The 14,203-nt window shown below is 41.7% G+C and carries 14 protein-coding genes and 1 pseudogene; 12 read left to right on the forward strand and 3 right to left on the reverse strand.

Translation table 11 applies throughout. The features are described from left to right. The first annotated feature begins 108 nt into the window (after positions 1–108). The 3 genes from ACEYW6_RS25300 (at position 109) to cysE (ending at position 3,632) form a co-directional block, all read left to right on the forward strand. On the forward strand, positions 109–1,770 hold the full coding sequence (locus ACEYW6_RS25300; RefSeq protein ID WP_412981920.1) for a DUF3352 domain-containing protein: 1,662 nt from the start codon (positions 109–111) through the stop codon (positions 1,768–1,770). A 394-nt stretch (positions 1,771–2,164) separates the two neighbouring features. Continuing rightward, positions 2,165–2,656 carry a hypothetical protein gene (locus tag ACEYW6_RS25305; RefSeq protein WP_412981921.1) on the forward strand — a complete coding sequence of 164 codons (492 nt, stop codon included), beginning with the start codon at positions 2,165–2,167 and terminating at the stop codon, positions 2,654–2,656. Positions 2,657–2,867: 211 nt separating this feature from the next. After that, positions 2,868–3,632, forward strand: a complete 765-nt coding sequence (cysE, locus tag ACEYW6_RS25310; RefSeq protein ID WP_412981922.1) for a serine O-acetyltransferase — start codon at positions 2,868–2,870, stop codon at positions 3,630–3,632. Between the two features lie 82 nt (positions 3,633–3,714). Here cysE and ACEYW6_RS25315 read toward each other — a convergent pair whose 3' ends face one another. Beyond that, positions 3,715–4,299, reverse strand: a complete 585-nt coding sequence (locus ACEYW6_RS25315) for an Npun_F5749 family FMN-dependent PPOX-type flavoprotein (RefSeq protein ID WP_412981923.1) — start codon at positions 4,297–4,299, stop codon at positions 3,715–3,717. Positions 4,300–4,376: 77 nt separating this feature from the next. Between ACEYW6_RS25315 and ACEYW6_RS25320 the strand changes: the two genes are divergently transcribed. From ACEYW6_RS25320 to urtD, 6 genes are all read left to right on the forward strand, one after another. Further along, a complete protein-coding gene (locus tag ACEYW6_RS25320) occupies positions 4,377–5,270 on the forward strand; it encodes an isopenicillin N synthase family dioxygenase (protein WP_412981924.1) in 894 nt (297 codons plus the stop codon). Positions 5,271–5,339: 69 nt separating this feature from the next. Beyond that, positions 5,340–6,485: an NAD(P)/FAD-dependent oxidoreductase gene (locus ACEYW6_RS25325; protein WP_412981925.1), complete on the forward strand. Its 1,146-nt coding sequence runs from the start codon at positions 5,340–5,342 to the stop codon at positions 6,483–6,485. A gap of 198 nt (positions 6,486–6,683) precedes the next feature. Continuing rightward, the gene (gene urtA / locus ACEYW6_RS25330) at positions 6,684–8,000 is read left to right on the forward strand and encodes an urea ABC transporter substrate-binding protein (RefSeq protein ID WP_196513208.1); all 1,317 of its coding nucleotides are present in this window, start codon (positions 6,684–6,686) and stop codon (positions 7,998–8,000) included. A 205-nt stretch (positions 8,001–8,205) separates the two neighbouring features. Further along, positions 8,206–9,366, forward strand: a complete 1,161-nt coding sequence (locus tag ACEYW6_RS25335) for an ABC transporter permease subunit (protein WP_412981926.1) — start codon at positions 8,206–8,208, stop codon at positions 9,364–9,366. A 105-nt stretch (positions 9,367–9,471) separates the two neighbouring features. After that, on the forward strand, positions 9,472–10,590 hold the full coding sequence (urtC, locus tag ACEYW6_RS25340; protein ID WP_412981927.1) for an urea ABC transporter permease subunit UrtC: 1,119 nt from the start codon (positions 9,472–9,474) through the stop codon (positions 10,588–10,590). Continuing rightward, on the forward strand, positions 10,565–11,311 hold the full coding sequence (gene urtD / locus ACEYW6_RS25345; protein ID WP_412981928.1) for an urea ABC transporter ATP-binding protein UrtD: 747 nt from the start codon (positions 10,565–10,567) through the stop codon (positions 11,309–11,311). The genes urtC and urtD overlap by 26 nt, the downstream gene beginning before the upstream one ends. Positions 11,312–11,329: 18 nt before the next feature. On the opposite strand, the gene ACEYW6_RS25350 is transcribed toward urtD, so the two are convergent. Next, positions 11,330–11,578, reverse strand: a complete 249-nt coding sequence (locus ACEYW6_RS25350; RefSeq protein ID WP_412981929.1) for a Uma2 family endonuclease — start codon at positions 11,576–11,578, stop codon at positions 11,330–11,332. A gap of 155 nt (positions 11,579–11,733) precedes the next feature. On the opposite strand from ACEYW6_RS25350, the gene ACEYW6_RS25355 reads away from it, so the two are divergent. Beyond that, positions 11,734–12,015, forward strand: coding sequence for a hypothetical protein (locus ACEYW6_RS25355; RefSeq protein WP_412981930.1), 282 nt, complete (start codon positions 11,734–11,736; stop codon positions 12,013–12,015). Positions 12,016–12,253: 238 nt separating this feature from the next. Next, positions 12,254–12,952, forward strand: coding sequence for an urea ABC transporter ATP-binding subunit UrtE (gene urtE / locus ACEYW6_RS25360; protein ID WP_196513202.1), 699 nt, complete (start codon positions 12,254–12,256; stop codon positions 12,950–12,952). Here urtE and ACEYW6_RS25365 read toward each other — a convergent pair. After that, positions 12,915–13,676 carry a hypothetical protein gene (locus ACEYW6_RS25365; protein ID WP_412981931.1) on the reverse strand — a complete coding sequence of 254 codons (762 nt, stop codon included), beginning with the start codon at positions 13,674–13,676 and terminating at the stop codon, positions 12,915–12,917. The genes urtE and ACEYW6_RS25365 overlap by 38 nt on opposite strands. Positions 13,677–14,024: 348 nt before the next feature. Between ACEYW6_RS25365 and ACEYW6_RS25370 the strand changes: the two are divergent. Continuing rightward, a pseudogene (locus ACEYW6_RS25370) lies at positions 14,025–14,203 on the forward strand (photosystem II q(b) protein); the annotation flags it as partial.

Genomic DNA, 14,203 nt, shown 5'->3' on the forward strand with positions numbered 1-14,203 from the left:
GGCAGAAAATCTCTGCCTTTGCATGAGTATCCATTCTCAAGAAGGCTGATAAATCCTGGTAGGCTTTCTGCTTAAATGGCTGTAAACCGTCTTTTTTAAAGGTTTAATGTGAATAGGCAACGCTCATTTATTGGTTTTATCGTAGCTGGTGCGATCGCACTGCTAGTAATTGCGATCGCTAGTTTCTACTGGTTTTTCGGCAAAAGTCCGGCTAACCTCATTGCTTCTACCTCTCAGCCTAGTGCAGCCATATTCGTGTCGAAACTTTCCCCTGCAATGGTTTCATTGCTGGTGAATCCTGACCGTTTACAGGCGTTGGAGCGTGAAGGAGAACTATCTAAACTCAAAACCAGTTTATTCGCCAAGAGTGGTATAGATTACAAACAAGATATTCAACCTTGGTTAGGGAACGAAATTACATTAGCTATTACCACCTTAGATATTGATCGCGATCCAGAAAACGGACAGCAGCCAGGGTATCTATTAGCACTAGCAAGCAAGCAACCGGAGAAAAGCCGCGAGTTTGTCGAGTTGCTGTTTTCCAAACGGGCGTTAGCTGGGGCAAACTTAGCTGTTGAACAATATAAAGGTATAAAGCTGATTTCTGACAATTCTCAATCAGAACAAGACTTACTTGCAGGTGCTGTTGTCGGTGAAGGCTTTGTATTGTTTGCCAACGATCCTAAAGTTCTACGAGATGCTATCAATAATGTCCAAGCACCCGATCTAAATTTGACTAGCTCCTCCGAATATCAAAAAGCTACCAAAGAACTGCCCAAAGGGAGTTTAGCTGTAGCTTTCTTAAATCTTCCCATCGTCGCAAAATGGCAAGGGTTAGAGCTGCCAGAACAAACCTATGACAGCGAAATAATTTCCCTGGCGTTGAACCCCAAAGGATTACTAGCAGAAACCACCTTTTTAACTTCATCGGAAATTGTCCCCCCATCCTCACCACTGTCTAAACCTGTAGGAGCATTGCAATATATTCCAGCCTCCGCAGGTTTGGCCATTTCCGGCTCAAATTTGAGTAATTTGGGTAACAGTGATTTAGCCAAACTCTGGAGACAAGCAACAGCAACTATATATGGTTCTGGGGAAGATGTAGTTTCTCGGTTAGCAAAACCTTTAGCGGATGTTCAAAAACGCTGGGGCATAAACTTACCAGAGGATATTTTTAGCTGGGTACAGGGAGAATATGCCATAGCATTGTTACCTGATAAAGAACAAACAACCCCCCATTGGATTTTTGTGGTGGAAAAATCCGAGAGTGTAGAACAAGGCGTTGCTCGATTAGATGCGATCGCTTCATCCAACGGACTCAGCATTAATCCATTGAATATAGACAAGCAAAAAATCTCTGCTTGGACAGAGTTAACTACGGCTACTACAAAAGCAGATGTCAAAGAGCGGCCATCGTTCAGTATTGAAACAAAAGTGCGAGGATTGCATACAACTTTAGGAAATTACGAAGTTTTCACATCTGACTTAGAGACGATGAATGAAATTCTCACAACCAAGGATAATTCCCTAATTGACAATGCCAAATTCCAAGATAGTATTGCTGCGATTCCCCTACCAAATCAAGGCTATATATATCTTGACTGGACAAAGAGTCAGAATTTGTTAGAGCGTCAAGTACCAGTTCTCAAGTTAGTAGAAGTTTTAGGTAAACCGTTTTTTGATAATCTGCGATCGCTCACAGTCAGTAGTTACGGAACTGACACGCGATCGCTCAAAGGTGGCATTTTCTTCAAACTCAATAATTCGTGATATTTTCACATAAGTTAAAAATGCAGAAGGTAAAATAATTTTACCTTCTGCATTTTCTTGATCCATGATATTTAGGTAAATTTTATGTAACCTTTGCTATTTGTATTTTTAATCTTTGGATAGCTATTGGCTGCTGATCTAAAATCGTCCGTCGAGGGTTTTCTTTAAGGGAAAAAATTCTCCAACCAACAGAGGTAATTACATCTAAATTATCAGTTCGCTAATTGTAGCTGCTGTCTAGATCAAGAAACAACCTAGCAATTAGCTGCCTGCTTTTAATGGCATTACTTGTGGCACATTTTAATGTGGCACAAGTAACTGAAATTTCACTGGAATTTTTTAACTAGAATATGTATATATCATTACTAATCTAACAGCCTGTTGGAGGGCTACTATGAAATACTGTCGCCCCCGACTTCAGTTTCGCGGCGGCTGGTTGTTGGCTATACTTACCGCCATCACAGCTACGCCAGTAATAGCAGAGACAGCAAATTTTGGTACTCTCAATCTATCTACAAACTTTGATCCAGCACAAGGAACACTGCAAGGGTTTACAGGTGGTTCTTACTCATTGTCTGCCATAAGTAACCGCGATCGCGATCAAAAAGCCTGTATTGGCTTTGCCGATCCCAATCCAGATCACATTATGGTTTTGGAAAAGGACTTTTCCCAGCTGACAATACAAATCGATAGCAACAACACTGACACCACTTTACTCATCCAAGGCCCAGATAAAACAACAATTCGTTGCGGTGATGACACTGGCAAAAGTAAAGATGCTAGCATTAGCGATCGCAACTGGAAAAATGGTACCTATCGGGTTTGGGTGGGTACATTTAACCCTGGGGTCAAGCGTGATTATACTCTGACGGTGGAGCAGAAATGAAGTAAGGAGTAGGGAGATGAGGGAACAGAGGGGTAGAGGAGACAAGGGGATAAGGTGACTTAAGTGAAATAACTTACAACAAGTCTTTCCCTTCTCCTTGTCCCTAAGTCCTCTTCCCAATGCCCAATGTCCCATTTCCAATTATTAGGTGTAACGCCTGAGACGATAATATGGGAGAGTAGCTTGTTGTGCTTTCCGAGGGTGCTATCTCGTGCTATCTACACTTCGTGCTGACTTTCGTATCATATTTGAACGTGACCCAGCTGCCCGTAACTGGTTGGAAGTTTTATTTTGTTACCCTGGTTTGCAAGCCCTGCTATTCCATAGGCTGGCTCACTGGCTGTATACTGTTGGTCTTCCCTTTATTCCCCGCCTAATTTCTCACTTGGCTCGGTTTTTGACTGGAATTGAAATCCACCCTGGTGCAGCCATTGGGCAAAGTGTGTTTATTGACCACGGGATGGGTGTAGTAATTGGTGAAACTGCGATCGTGGGAGACTATGCCCTAATTTATCAAGGTGTCACTCTTGGGGGTACTGGTAAAGAATGTGGCAAGCGCCATCCCACTGTGGGTGAAAATGTTGTAGTTGGAGCTGGAGCGAAGGTACTGGGCAATATCCAAGTTGGCAATAATGTCCGTATTGGTGCTGGGTCTGTTGTTCTAAGGGATGTTCCTTCTGACTGTACAGTAGTGGGCGTGCCTGGGCGGATTATATATCGTTCTGGAGTCCGGGTTGCACCTCTTGAACACAATAACTTACCAGATTCGGAAGCCGAAGTAATTCGTGCTCTAGTAGACCGGATTGAGGCACTGGAAGAACAAATACAAACTCTTCAGCGCACCAACTCTTCTGAAAAAACTCTTGTGTTGGCAGGTTGTGTAGCTTCTAACCAAGCTGATTTATCAGAAAATGCTCCTGTGTGTAACCTTAAAGATAAGGCAATACAGCAGTTTCTAGATGGTGCGGGTATTTAAATAAAGTTAGGAGTTAAGAGTGAGGAGTGAGGAATAAAAATTATCCTTGCACCTTCCAACTCATAACTCCTAACTGACAAAATTAAGGATTAATTTCTTCACAAAACCATTTTTGATTTTCATCGCGGCGATAAAATCTTCGATTTTGTGGTTCGCCGCGTAATTCTAAGTGGTCTACCTGCACTGGGTCGAGTAGCAGTAGGCAAAAATTAGGCACTGGCTGCACTGGATCGGGTGCTGGTGGCTCAAAGGCTTCTAATTCCAGGACTCTAGGTTTACCAGGATGAGGCCAAGCAAACTGTAAACGTGCAGCATCACTCAGTTCTCGCCACATGGAAATGCGGGCTGGCTGTAAATTATGGTGCGAATCATCATTACCTACCAGGGTTAAACAGCCAGTGATTCGGAATTGTTCTCGTGTATTGGGAAAGTACCAGCAAACTTCAGCCCAAGGTTGTTGCTGTATCTGGTCGGCTTTAGCGCTACGGTTATCGGTGATAAATTTTAGCTGGTTTGTATCTTCCAGAAAGCCGCGAAACACTAGGGTACGATTAGCGGGGCGACCGTTCGCTTGCACTGTTGCTAGTTGGAGGTAACGGGCATAAACAAGGCTGCGATTGCGATGGAGTGCATGAGCTATCGCGCTTCGCCAAGGAGCAAGAGTCATTGTAAAGTTCCGTACCTTAGGTTTTGAGTATACTACTGTTAACAAAACAAAAACACAAATTTTTTAATTATATATAAATGGTTACAATTCCCATAATAGATTTAACTGGGTTTACCAATGGCGACACAATAACTCGGCAAAATATTATCAAACAAATCTATCAGGCTTGTCATGAAATTGGCTTTATGTACTTGCAGAATTTAGGAATATCAAAAGACATAATCAGGCAAGTATTCACTTACAGCAAATATTTCTTCAATTTACCCTTAGAAGTTAAGCAAAAGCAAGCTTGGAGTGATGAGTTTAATAATATAGGATACGTTGGTCTTGAGAGAGAACGTCTTGACCCCAACAAACCAGGCGACTTGAAAGAAGCGTTTAATGTAAACAAACAAGCGGCTATGGGGATAGATGCTTCTATTCTTGCCTTTTATGATAGTTGCACAGAACTTGCTAATACAGTGTTACAAGCTTATGCTTTGGCGTTGGAATTGCCAGAAAATTTTTTTATAACAAAACACAATCAACAAAATCATACCTTGCGATCGCTCCACTATCCCCCATTGCAAACACCACCCAAACTTGGACAGGTGCGTGCTGGTGAGCATTCAGATTATGGTAGTATTACCTTACTTTTCCAAGATGACGTTGGCGGGTTGGAAGTACAGACAGCATCTGGAGAGTGGATTGCCGCGCCTGCGATTCCTGATACTGTGGTAGTTAATACTGGCGATTTAATGCAACGGTGGACAAATGATATGTTTTGCTCAACCAAGCATCGAGTAATGATTCCCAGCGATCGCACGGTGAACCAGTCCCGTTATTCTATCGCTTTTTTCTGTCATCCGAATGATGATACAGAAATAGCTTGTCTTGAGAGTTGCCAGAAAGAACAATCGCCTATTTATCCGCCTATCCTGGCGGGAGAATATCTTTTAAGTCGTTTACAAGCAACTTATGGTAATTCGTAATTCGTAATGACGCTCGCGGACTCGCTACCGCTACGCTAACGTAATTCGTAATTAAGAAAGACATTTAATATGAAAACCTACGACTGGATTGTGGTTGGTGGTGGAATTGCGGGTGCTGCACTGGCATACGAATTAGTAAAAACAGGTTTTGCTGTACTTTTGTTGGAGGAATACGGCACACCACAGAATGCAACTCGCTATAGTTATGGTGGACTTGCTTATTGGTCGGGTACTACACCACTAACTCGTCTATTGTGCGAAGAAGCGATCGCACGCTACCATATCCTATCTCAAGAGTTAGACGCTGATATCCAGTTTCGGGAATTAGATTTATTACTAACTATTTCAGCTGCTAATGACCCAGAAACAACTGCGGCATCATATAATCATTTTGCCATTCCACCCCGTTTACTGAGTGCCCAAGAAGCTTGTGAGTTGGAACCGCAGTTAAATCGAGAGGCGATATCTGGTGCTTTAACTGTTAAACACGGTCATATCCATCCAGAAAAAACAGCACAAGCTTACATCCAAGCCTTTCTGCGTGCTGGGGGTGAAATGCAGATTACTCAAGTATTACAAATACTGCAAGATGGTGTAAAAACAACTACTGAAACTTTTCATAGTGCGAACGTTGTCATTTGTGCGGGTGGACTCAGCCGCCAACTACTAAAATCTGCTGGTATTACCGTCAAACTGTATTTTACCCATGCAGAAATCATTGAAACCCCACCCGTGGATGTGCAGTTACGCACCTTAGTTATGCCAGCTAATCTGCAACGATTTCAACTAGAAGCTGAATCTACTCAAGTTGATGAATTGTGGGATGAACTAGGTAATGAGCCAGCACCGCCAATTTTAGATGCGGGTGCGATTCAGTTTCAAGATGGTAGCTTTCGCATCGGTCAAATTAGCCGCGTTCTCACAGATCCTTATACCAAGGTAAACTCAAAGGAAAGTGAAAAATGGTTGCGAAGAAGTATTGGTCAAATCTTGCCAGCTTTGGAGAATTTACCAGGAATTTGGCATCATTGCTTGGTGGCATTTAGTAGCGATCGCCTGCCCTTAATTGGTACTATCCCAGGATTTGAGACCGTTCATCTATTCTCTGGGTTTAGCAATCCTTTGGTAATTATACCACCTTTGGCAAAGCGCTTTGCTAATTTTGCATCTGGCAAGGAAGATGAGATTATTGTCCAGCTATCTCTTCATCGTTGACAATAATTTCACATCACAATACTAGGCTTAACAAAGATTAATATTATAAAGTTATTTTTTTATTACAAAAATTAGGCATTTTGTATAAGAAGTCACTTTTTACTAGTAAACTATCGCACTATCATCACACTTTAAAGTTTGATATTGTCAGCTTTCTATTAAGTTAGTTGATTCATCAAGAGGAAAATTTATCAAGATATGAGAAGACAATTTAACAGACGCAAGTTTTTGATCTACGGTTCTCTAACTTTTGGAAGCAGCTTTTTTCTGAAGGCTTGCGCGAATAATTCCCCAACTGCTACAGAGAGTCCAGCTGCACCTCCTGCTGCATCTCCAGCTGCTGCTACTGCTGGTGGCACCATCAAAGTAGGTATTTTGCACTCCCTTAGTGGCACAATGGCTATTAGTGAAAAAAGCGTTGTCGATGCTGAAAAATTAGCAATCAAAGAAATTAACGCCGCTGGTGGTATCTTGGGTAAACAAATTGAAGCAGTTACCGAAGATGGCGCTTCTAACTGGGATACTTTTAGAGAAAAGGCAACCAAGCTAATAGATCAAGATAAAGTCACTGTAGTTTTTGGTTGTTGGACTTCTGCTAGCCGCAAGAATGTGAAGCCAGTATTCGAGAGCAAAAATCATATGCTCTGGTATCCTGTGCAGTACGAAGGTCAGGAGTGTTCTAAAAATATTTTCTACACTGGTGCTGCGCCAAATCAACAAATTGAACCATCTGTTGATTGGCTGTTAAAAAATAAGGGCAAAGAATTCTTCTTAGTTGGCTCAGACTATGTTTTTCCCCGGACAGCTAACACAATTATTAAAGCTCAACTAGAAGCTTTAGGTGGAAAAACAGTTGGTGAAGATTACTTACCTCTTGGCAATACAGAAGTTACACCAATTATAACTAAAATCAAGCAAAATTTGCCCAATGGTGGCGTGATTTATAACACTTTAAATGGTGATAGCAATGTTGCTTTCTTTAAACAATTGAAAGGGGCTGGATTGACACCAGATAAATATCCCTCTATGTCTGTAAGTATTGCGGAAGAAGAAGTAAAAGCAATTGGTGTAGAGTATCTCAAAGGTCACTATGCAGCTTGGAACTATTTCCAAACAGTAGACACACCTGCTAATAAGAAGTTTGTTGCAGCTTTCAAGAAAGAATATGGTGAAAATCGGGTGACAAATGACCCAATGGAAGCAGCATACATTGCAGTTTATTTGTGGAAGCAAGCAGTAGAAAAAGCTGGGACTACTGATTTAGAAAAAGTGCGGGCGGCAGCTTATGGTCAAACTCTAGATGCGCCTGAAGGTAAAGTGACAATGGATGCCAATCATCACATATCTAAAATTGTGCGAATTGGTCAAGTTAGGCAAGATGGATTGTTTGATATTGTCTATGCGACTCCAACAGCAGTTGAGCCAGTTCCTTGGAATCAATTTGTCAAAGAGACTAAGGGATTTGCCTGTGATTGGAATGACCCGGCGAAGGGTGGTAAATACAAGAAAGCGTAAATAATTCGTAATTCGTAATTCGTAATTCGTAATTAATTACAAATTACGAATTAGTCAATTTTAACTTTGTAGGGTGCGTTCTAGCGAAGCGCAACGCACTCTTTATCTTAGTGGGTTACGGTAAAAATATTTATTGCCGCTATGTTTACTCACTCGTGCCGTGACACACTTTACAGGTAATTACGAATAAGTAGTGAGGAAAAAAGTGTTAGCAGGATTTTTAGAAGCTGTATTTAATGGCATTAGTATTGGCGCTGTATTATTGATTGCAGCGTTAGGACTAGCTATTATATTTGGATTGATGGGCGTTATCAATATGGCGCATGGTGAATTGATGATGTTCGGCGCTTATACAACATTTGTTGTGCAAAATGTATGTAAGCAATTGGGCGGAGTATGGTTTGAAGTCTATATATTTTTGGCTTTGATTATCGCTTTTATTTTCACGGCTGCTGTGGGATTAATTCTAGAAAGAGGCGTGATTCGTTATCTCTATGGACGGCCTCTAGAAACTCTCTTGGCAACTTGGGGAGTTAGTTTAATTTTTCAGCAGTTTGTTCGCAGTGTGAATTGGGTATTAATAATTGGCATAGCTTTGTTTTCTCTATTATTTTTTGGAGGTTTATGGATTTTAAATTCCCGCACAGATTTGGGAAGAGTTCGTAACTGGATTGTAGCCGTGATATTTTTATTATCGCTGGGGGTGACAATCACAACGGGCAATGTATTGAGTCAAACTTATCAGCTAGCAGCAACTCAACCTTGGTTTGGTGCTCAAAATGTGGATGTAACAGCACCGACTTGGTTACAAGCAGGGATATCTTTGGGTGGTGTACAATTACCCTTTGCCAGGTTATTTATTATTGGTTTAACAATAATCTGTGTGACGGGAATTTATTTATTTTTACAACGTTCTAGCTGGGGTTTAAAAATTCGGGCTGTGACACAAAATCGGAGTATGAGTGCTTGTTTGGGTATCCCAACTCAAAAGGTTGATGCGATTACTTTTGCACTGGGTTCTGGTTTGGCTGGTGTGGCTGGATGTGCGATTAGTTTGCTCGGTTCTGTAGGGCCAAATACGGGACAAAACTATATTATTGATACTTTTATGGTTGTTGTCGTTGGGGGTGTGGGCAATTTAGCAGGTACGATTGTGGCTGCTTTGGGGATTGGTACGGCTAATTTTTTAATTGGTTCTGGGACTCTGGCTTTGTTGTTGAGTCCTGTTAAACCTTTGGCTGATTTATTTACTTTTTTTGCAACGACGAGTATGGCGAAGGTGATGGTATTTGCGCTGATTATTGTGTTTTTACAGTGGAAGCCTGGAGGGATTTTTCCACAGAAGGGACGTACTGTTGATGTTTAAACCGCAGAGACGCAGTGAACCAGCGCTGCGGGAGGGTTTCCCTCTCTTACGAGACGCTGACGCGAACCGCAGGCGACTGGTGAACCCGAAGGGAGGACGCAGAGAATGAGGAAAAGGGGAAGAGGGTTATTACTTGAGGTGGGGGTAGTGGTTGCGATCGCACTCTTCCTTATAATTGTTATGCCAATGGTGCTGTCGGAGTTTCGTCTAAATTTGTTGGGACGATTTTTATCGCTGGCGATTGTGGCTTTGGGTATCGATTTGATTTGGGGTTATACTGGTTTACTAAGTTTGGGACATGGTATTTTCTTTGGTTTGGGTGGATATGCGATCGCAATGTACCTGAAACTGCAAGTCCCTACTGGTGAGTTACCTGATTTCATGGGGCTTTATGGAGTTACGGAACTTCCCGCATTTTGGCAACCTTTTTATTCTTTTCCTTTGACAATGGCTGGTGTGGTACTAATTCCAGGGTTATTGGCGGGATTATTGGGATATTTGGTTTTCCGAAATCGCCTCAAGGGAGTTTATTTTTCTATCTTGACTCAAGCCGGAACTATCGTATTTTTCAACTTCTTTAACGGTCAACAACAACTTTTCAACGGTACAAATGGACTGATAGATTTTACAACTTTGTTTGGGGCAACGGTCAGCGATGCCAAGACGCAATTGCTTTTCTACACGTTGACAGTACTGTTTCTCGCAGCCACTTACGGGATTTGTCGCTGGTTGACAACTGGACGCTTTGGCAGATTGTTGATAGCTATTCGTGATGATGAAAGTCGGGTAAGATTTTCTGGCTATGACCCTACAGATTTTAAGGTGTTGGTGTTTGCAGTTTCCGGTGCGATCGCAGGCATCGCAGGAGCATTCTACACTATTCAGAGTGGTTCTGTATCACCCAGAGCAATGGATATTGCCTTTTCCATTGAAATGGTGATTTGGGTAGCTGTGGGGGGACGTGCTACTTTGATTGGGGCGATTGTCGGAACTTTATTAGTAAATTATGCCCGCACTTTTTTAAGTGAACAATTTGCCGAAATCTGGCTATTTTTCCAAGGCGCACTATTTTTGATAGTCGTCACAGTCCTTCCTGACGGCATAGTTGGATGGTTGCGTAGTCAGAATATTTCCTTTTTCAACCGTCGTCAAGAAATTGCGACATATCCCACCTTGGAAGAAGACCCCGAAGTGCAACATGAACGCGAAAATATTGGAAACTGAAAACGTAACTGTTAATTTTGACGGATTTAGGGCGCTAAATCAGCTTAACTTTAGCATGGATGTGGGTGAATTACGGGTAGTAATTGGCCCCAATGGAGCGGGAAAGACAACGTTTCTAGATGTGATTACCGGGAAAGTGCAACCAACCCTTGGACGAGTTTTATTCAAAGGAAGAAACCTACGTTCTTTACCAGAATATCGAATTGCGCGATTGGGAATTGGGCGTAAGTTTCAAACACCTCGAATTTACCTGAATTTAACGCCCCGCGAAAATCTAGAAATTACCAGTAACAAGAAGAAAAATGTCTTTTCTACTCTGTTTGAACGTTCTAATACTGTTGAAAAGAATAATATTAAAGGATTATTAGAAACCATCGGTTTAACTCCTAAAGCTGATATCAGAGCAGGTTTACTTTCTCACGGCGAAAAGCAACGGTTGGAAATTGGGATGTTAGTAGCACAGTCTCCAGATTTATTACTTGTTGATGAACCCGTTGCGGGTTTAACAGATGAAGAAACCTATAACATCGGCGAATTACTTTTAGCGCTAGCGCAAAGTCATTCAATTTTAGTAATTGAACATGATATGGAATTTGTGCGTCAAATTGCCAAGAAAGTAACAGTGTTACACGAAGGTTCAGTGCTGTGCGAAGGGAATTTTGAGGAAGTTCAAAATGACTCACGTGTGATTGAAGTATATTTAGGAAAACAGGAAGAATGAAAAACTCGACTCCATTTTCTATTCGCTTGGTAATTCTGGTCGATTTGCGCTGTTAAACACCTGCTCTACTGTTAGCACCAAATCAACAATTACTAGTGATTCCATGCAAGTAGCACCTGTAAATACCTTATCCTCATACTGTCCCTCCACCCACTGGCAAATCATAATTTGTTGCATCTGTGGGTCAACAATCCAGTACTCTAATATTTCCCTAGCGGCATACTCCGTCCCCTTGTAGCGATAATCACGAACTAAGATATTCTTCAAAGGTCAGCAGTTTTTGGGTTTTCGTCGTTTGGGTCATTTGCTTTGCCTTCTTACCCTGCACAGACTACCACATACTATAATCAGCCGAACCGCTTCAGAATATTAGTGGAGAAAAGCTATAATTTCCCTAGCTTTAGTTGAAATCGTTTATTCCTATGAGCCAACTGCTAACACTAGAATTAAGTGATGATGTCTATGCAGCTTTGCAGCAGCAAGCTGATGCCGTAGGGCTTTCAGTAGCAGAATTGATTGTGACATCTCTTGATAGGCAGGATGGTCTTCTGACTGGTGCAAAGCTACAACCCGAAACTCAGCCAGAAGAAGCACGTCAACGTTTACTTAGTTATGCAGGTGCAATTAGCTTGGGTTATGCCACAGGTATAGACAACGAAAGCATTGATGCTGACTTGGCAAAAGCTTACGCCAATGACTTTTAAGTATTGGAATATAGATTATGCTGCTTGATACGTCAGGATTGCTCTGCTTTCTCCATAAAGATGAACCACAACATGAAAGAGCAGTTGAACTGATTTCTACTACAAGCAGAACTCGGCTTACGCACAACTATGTTCTAGCAGAATTAGTGGCTCTAGCATTAGTTCGAGGCTTTTCCCGTTCAACTGTACTGTCATACAGCCTTGAACTAATCAACAATTCAAACGTTCAAAATTTCTAATGCTAAAAATCTCTAACCTCAACGTTTACTACGGCGAAAGCCACATTCTCCGCAATGTAGATTTAAGCGTACCATCTGGGCAAATGGTTTGCCTAATTGGACGCAATGGTGTAGGTAAATCTACATTACTCAAAACCATCATGGGTTTACTCAAACCCCGCAGCGGTACAATTAACTTAGCTGAACAATTAATCAACTCAAAATCTCCCGACCAAAGGGCAAAGTTGGGAATTGGTTATGTCCCCCAAGGACGAGAAATTATCCCCCGGTTGACAGTCAAAGAAAATCTGCTGCTGGGGTTGGAAGCTAGACGCAAACCAGTAAAAAAAGCAGAAATTCCAGAGGAAGTTTTTAGCTTATTCCCGGTGTTAAAAACCATGCTTTCGCGGATGGGTGGCGATTTGAGTGGGGGACAGCAGCAACAATTAGCGATCGCACGTGCTCTAATGGGAGAACCTCAACTACTCGTCTTAGATGAACCCACTGAAGGTATTCAACCCTCCATCATCCTAGAAATTGAAGCCGCAGTCCGTCGCATTGTCGAAACCACAGGTATTTCAGTTTTATTGGTAGAGCAGCATTTGCACTTTGTCCGTCAGGCTGATTACTATTACGCTATGCAAAAAGGTGGTATTGTCGCTTCCGGTTCCACAGCCGAACTCAGCCAAGATGTGATTCAACGCTTCTTAGCTGTTTAATTTTTGAAATTTCTATATCAATAGTGTCGGAAGCAATCAAGTTTGCGGCTTCTTGCAAAAGCTCATTTTGTTCCTTTTGAATTGCTTCTAAGCGACTAGAAATTTCTACCAATCGTTGTTGCTTATTTTGTTGAAAATTTTCAGGTGGCAAAGCTGGCAGGTTATCAATCGTTTTAGTAGGTGTGATTCGATGAATAGCAGAACTGCCAATTTTAGTTAAGAATAAAAAGCTAACTTTCATCAAAGCCTGAAGCAATTTTAACGGAACTTGGAGTATTGACCAACTAGCTGTTTCAATCAAGCGAACAATTGCTTTGATGATGCTCCAGATGAGAGCAAGTGCGACAAGCAGAATTACTAAGCTAATAATTGGGTGATTAGCTGCCCAACCTAGTATTTGAACTAACCGATAAACTATAGGTTGTTGTGTCAGCCAATCATTAACAGAAGAACTAATTGCTGTTTTTACTGCTCCCGATGTTGTACTCTTAAATTGATCAATCGGTTGCCAACTTTGTTCTAAAGAACCTTTAGCTTGTTCAATAGTTGTAGTAACTGTATTAATTGCCCTATCGGTCGTGGTAGCTGCTGTATCCTGCAAAGACTGTCCAGCTTGTTGGACTGAGTTACTGAAAGAGTTAACGCTTTGGTTGACGATATCTCTCGCTGTTTGCAAGCGTTGCAAAACTCTTTCAGGCAAATTTATCTCTATAGAAGGTGCCATAAAAGATTTTACTGAGTCTTAAATCGAACCCGCAACCCGTCTTCAGGGCGATTAGGAATTCCCATTGTATCTAAAACTATGGCTGGGAAATCTTAGCCAATCATTGCTACGTAGAAGATCGTCAGCGACAATCTTCATTGCTATTTTGGCAAAAGCTTACCAAGAAAACGATTAGAGGTTCATACACCCCCTTTTTTGGTGGATTGGGGATTTTCTATTGCAGGTGCGTAAATCCAAAGAAAAATTTTTTTGTGAAAGTACTTTACAAAACGAAATAAATTCTTTAAGATGTGTAACAGGTAGTCAAACCTACCTAATTCATCCGCAAATAATCGCATTTATAAAACAATGACAACAACCTTACAACGTCGCGAAAGCGCCAACGTATGGGAGCGGTTTTGTAGCTGGATTACCAGCACCAACAACCGTATCTACATCGGTTGGTTCGGTGTAGTCATGATCCCTACCCTACTAGCCGCCACAGCTTGCTTCGTAATCGCCTTCATCGCCGCACCTCCAGTAGACAT

The sequence above is a fragment of the Nostoc sp. UIC 10607 genome, assembly GCF_047228265.1.
Taxonomy (GTDB): Bacteria; Cyanobacteriota; Cyanobacteriia; order Cyanobacteriales; family Nostocaceae; genus Nostoc; species Nostoc foliaceum_A.

Bases quoted from the DNA above. Each gene is read 5' to 3' on its own strand.
- ACEYW6_RS25325 (WP_412981925.1), top strand. From the start codon at position 5,340: ATGAAAACCTACGACTGGATTGTGGTTGGTGGTGGAATTGCGGGTGCT.
- urtE (WP_196513202.1), top strand. From the start codon at position 12,254: ATGCTAAAAATCTCTAACCTCAACGTTTACTACGGCGAAAGCCACATT.
- urtA (WP_196513208.1), top strand. From the start codon at position 6,684: ATGAGAAGACAATTTAACAGACGCAAGTTTTTGATCTACGGTTCTCTA.
- ACEYW6_RS25305 (WP_412981921.1), top strand. From the start codon at position 2,165: ATGAAATACTGTCGCCCCCGACTTCAGTTTCGCGGCGGCTGGTTGTTG.
- urtD (WP_412981928.1), top strand. From the start codon at position 10,565: ATGAACGCGAAAATATTGGAAACTGAAAACGTAACTGTTAATTTTGAC.
- ACEYW6_RS25315 (WP_412981923.1), bottom strand. From the start codon at position 4,299: ATGACTCTTGCTCCTTGGCGAAGCGCGATAGCTCATGCACTCCATCGC.
- ACEYW6_RS25355 (WP_412981930.1), top strand. From the start codon at position 11,734: ATGAGCCAACTGCTAACACTAGAATTAAGTGATGATGTCTATGCAGCT.
- ACEYW6_RS25320 (WP_412981924.1), top strand. From the start codon at position 4,377: ATGGTTACAATTCCCATAATAGATTTAACTGGGTTTACCAATGGCGAC.
- urtC (WP_412981927.1), top strand. From the start codon at position 9,472: ATGAGGAAAAGGGGAAGAGGGTTATTACTTGAGGTGGGGGTAGTGGTT.
- ACEYW6_RS25365 (WP_412981931.1), bottom strand. From the start codon at position 13,676: ATGGCACCTTCTATAGAGATAAATTTGCCTGAAAGAGTTTTGCAACGC.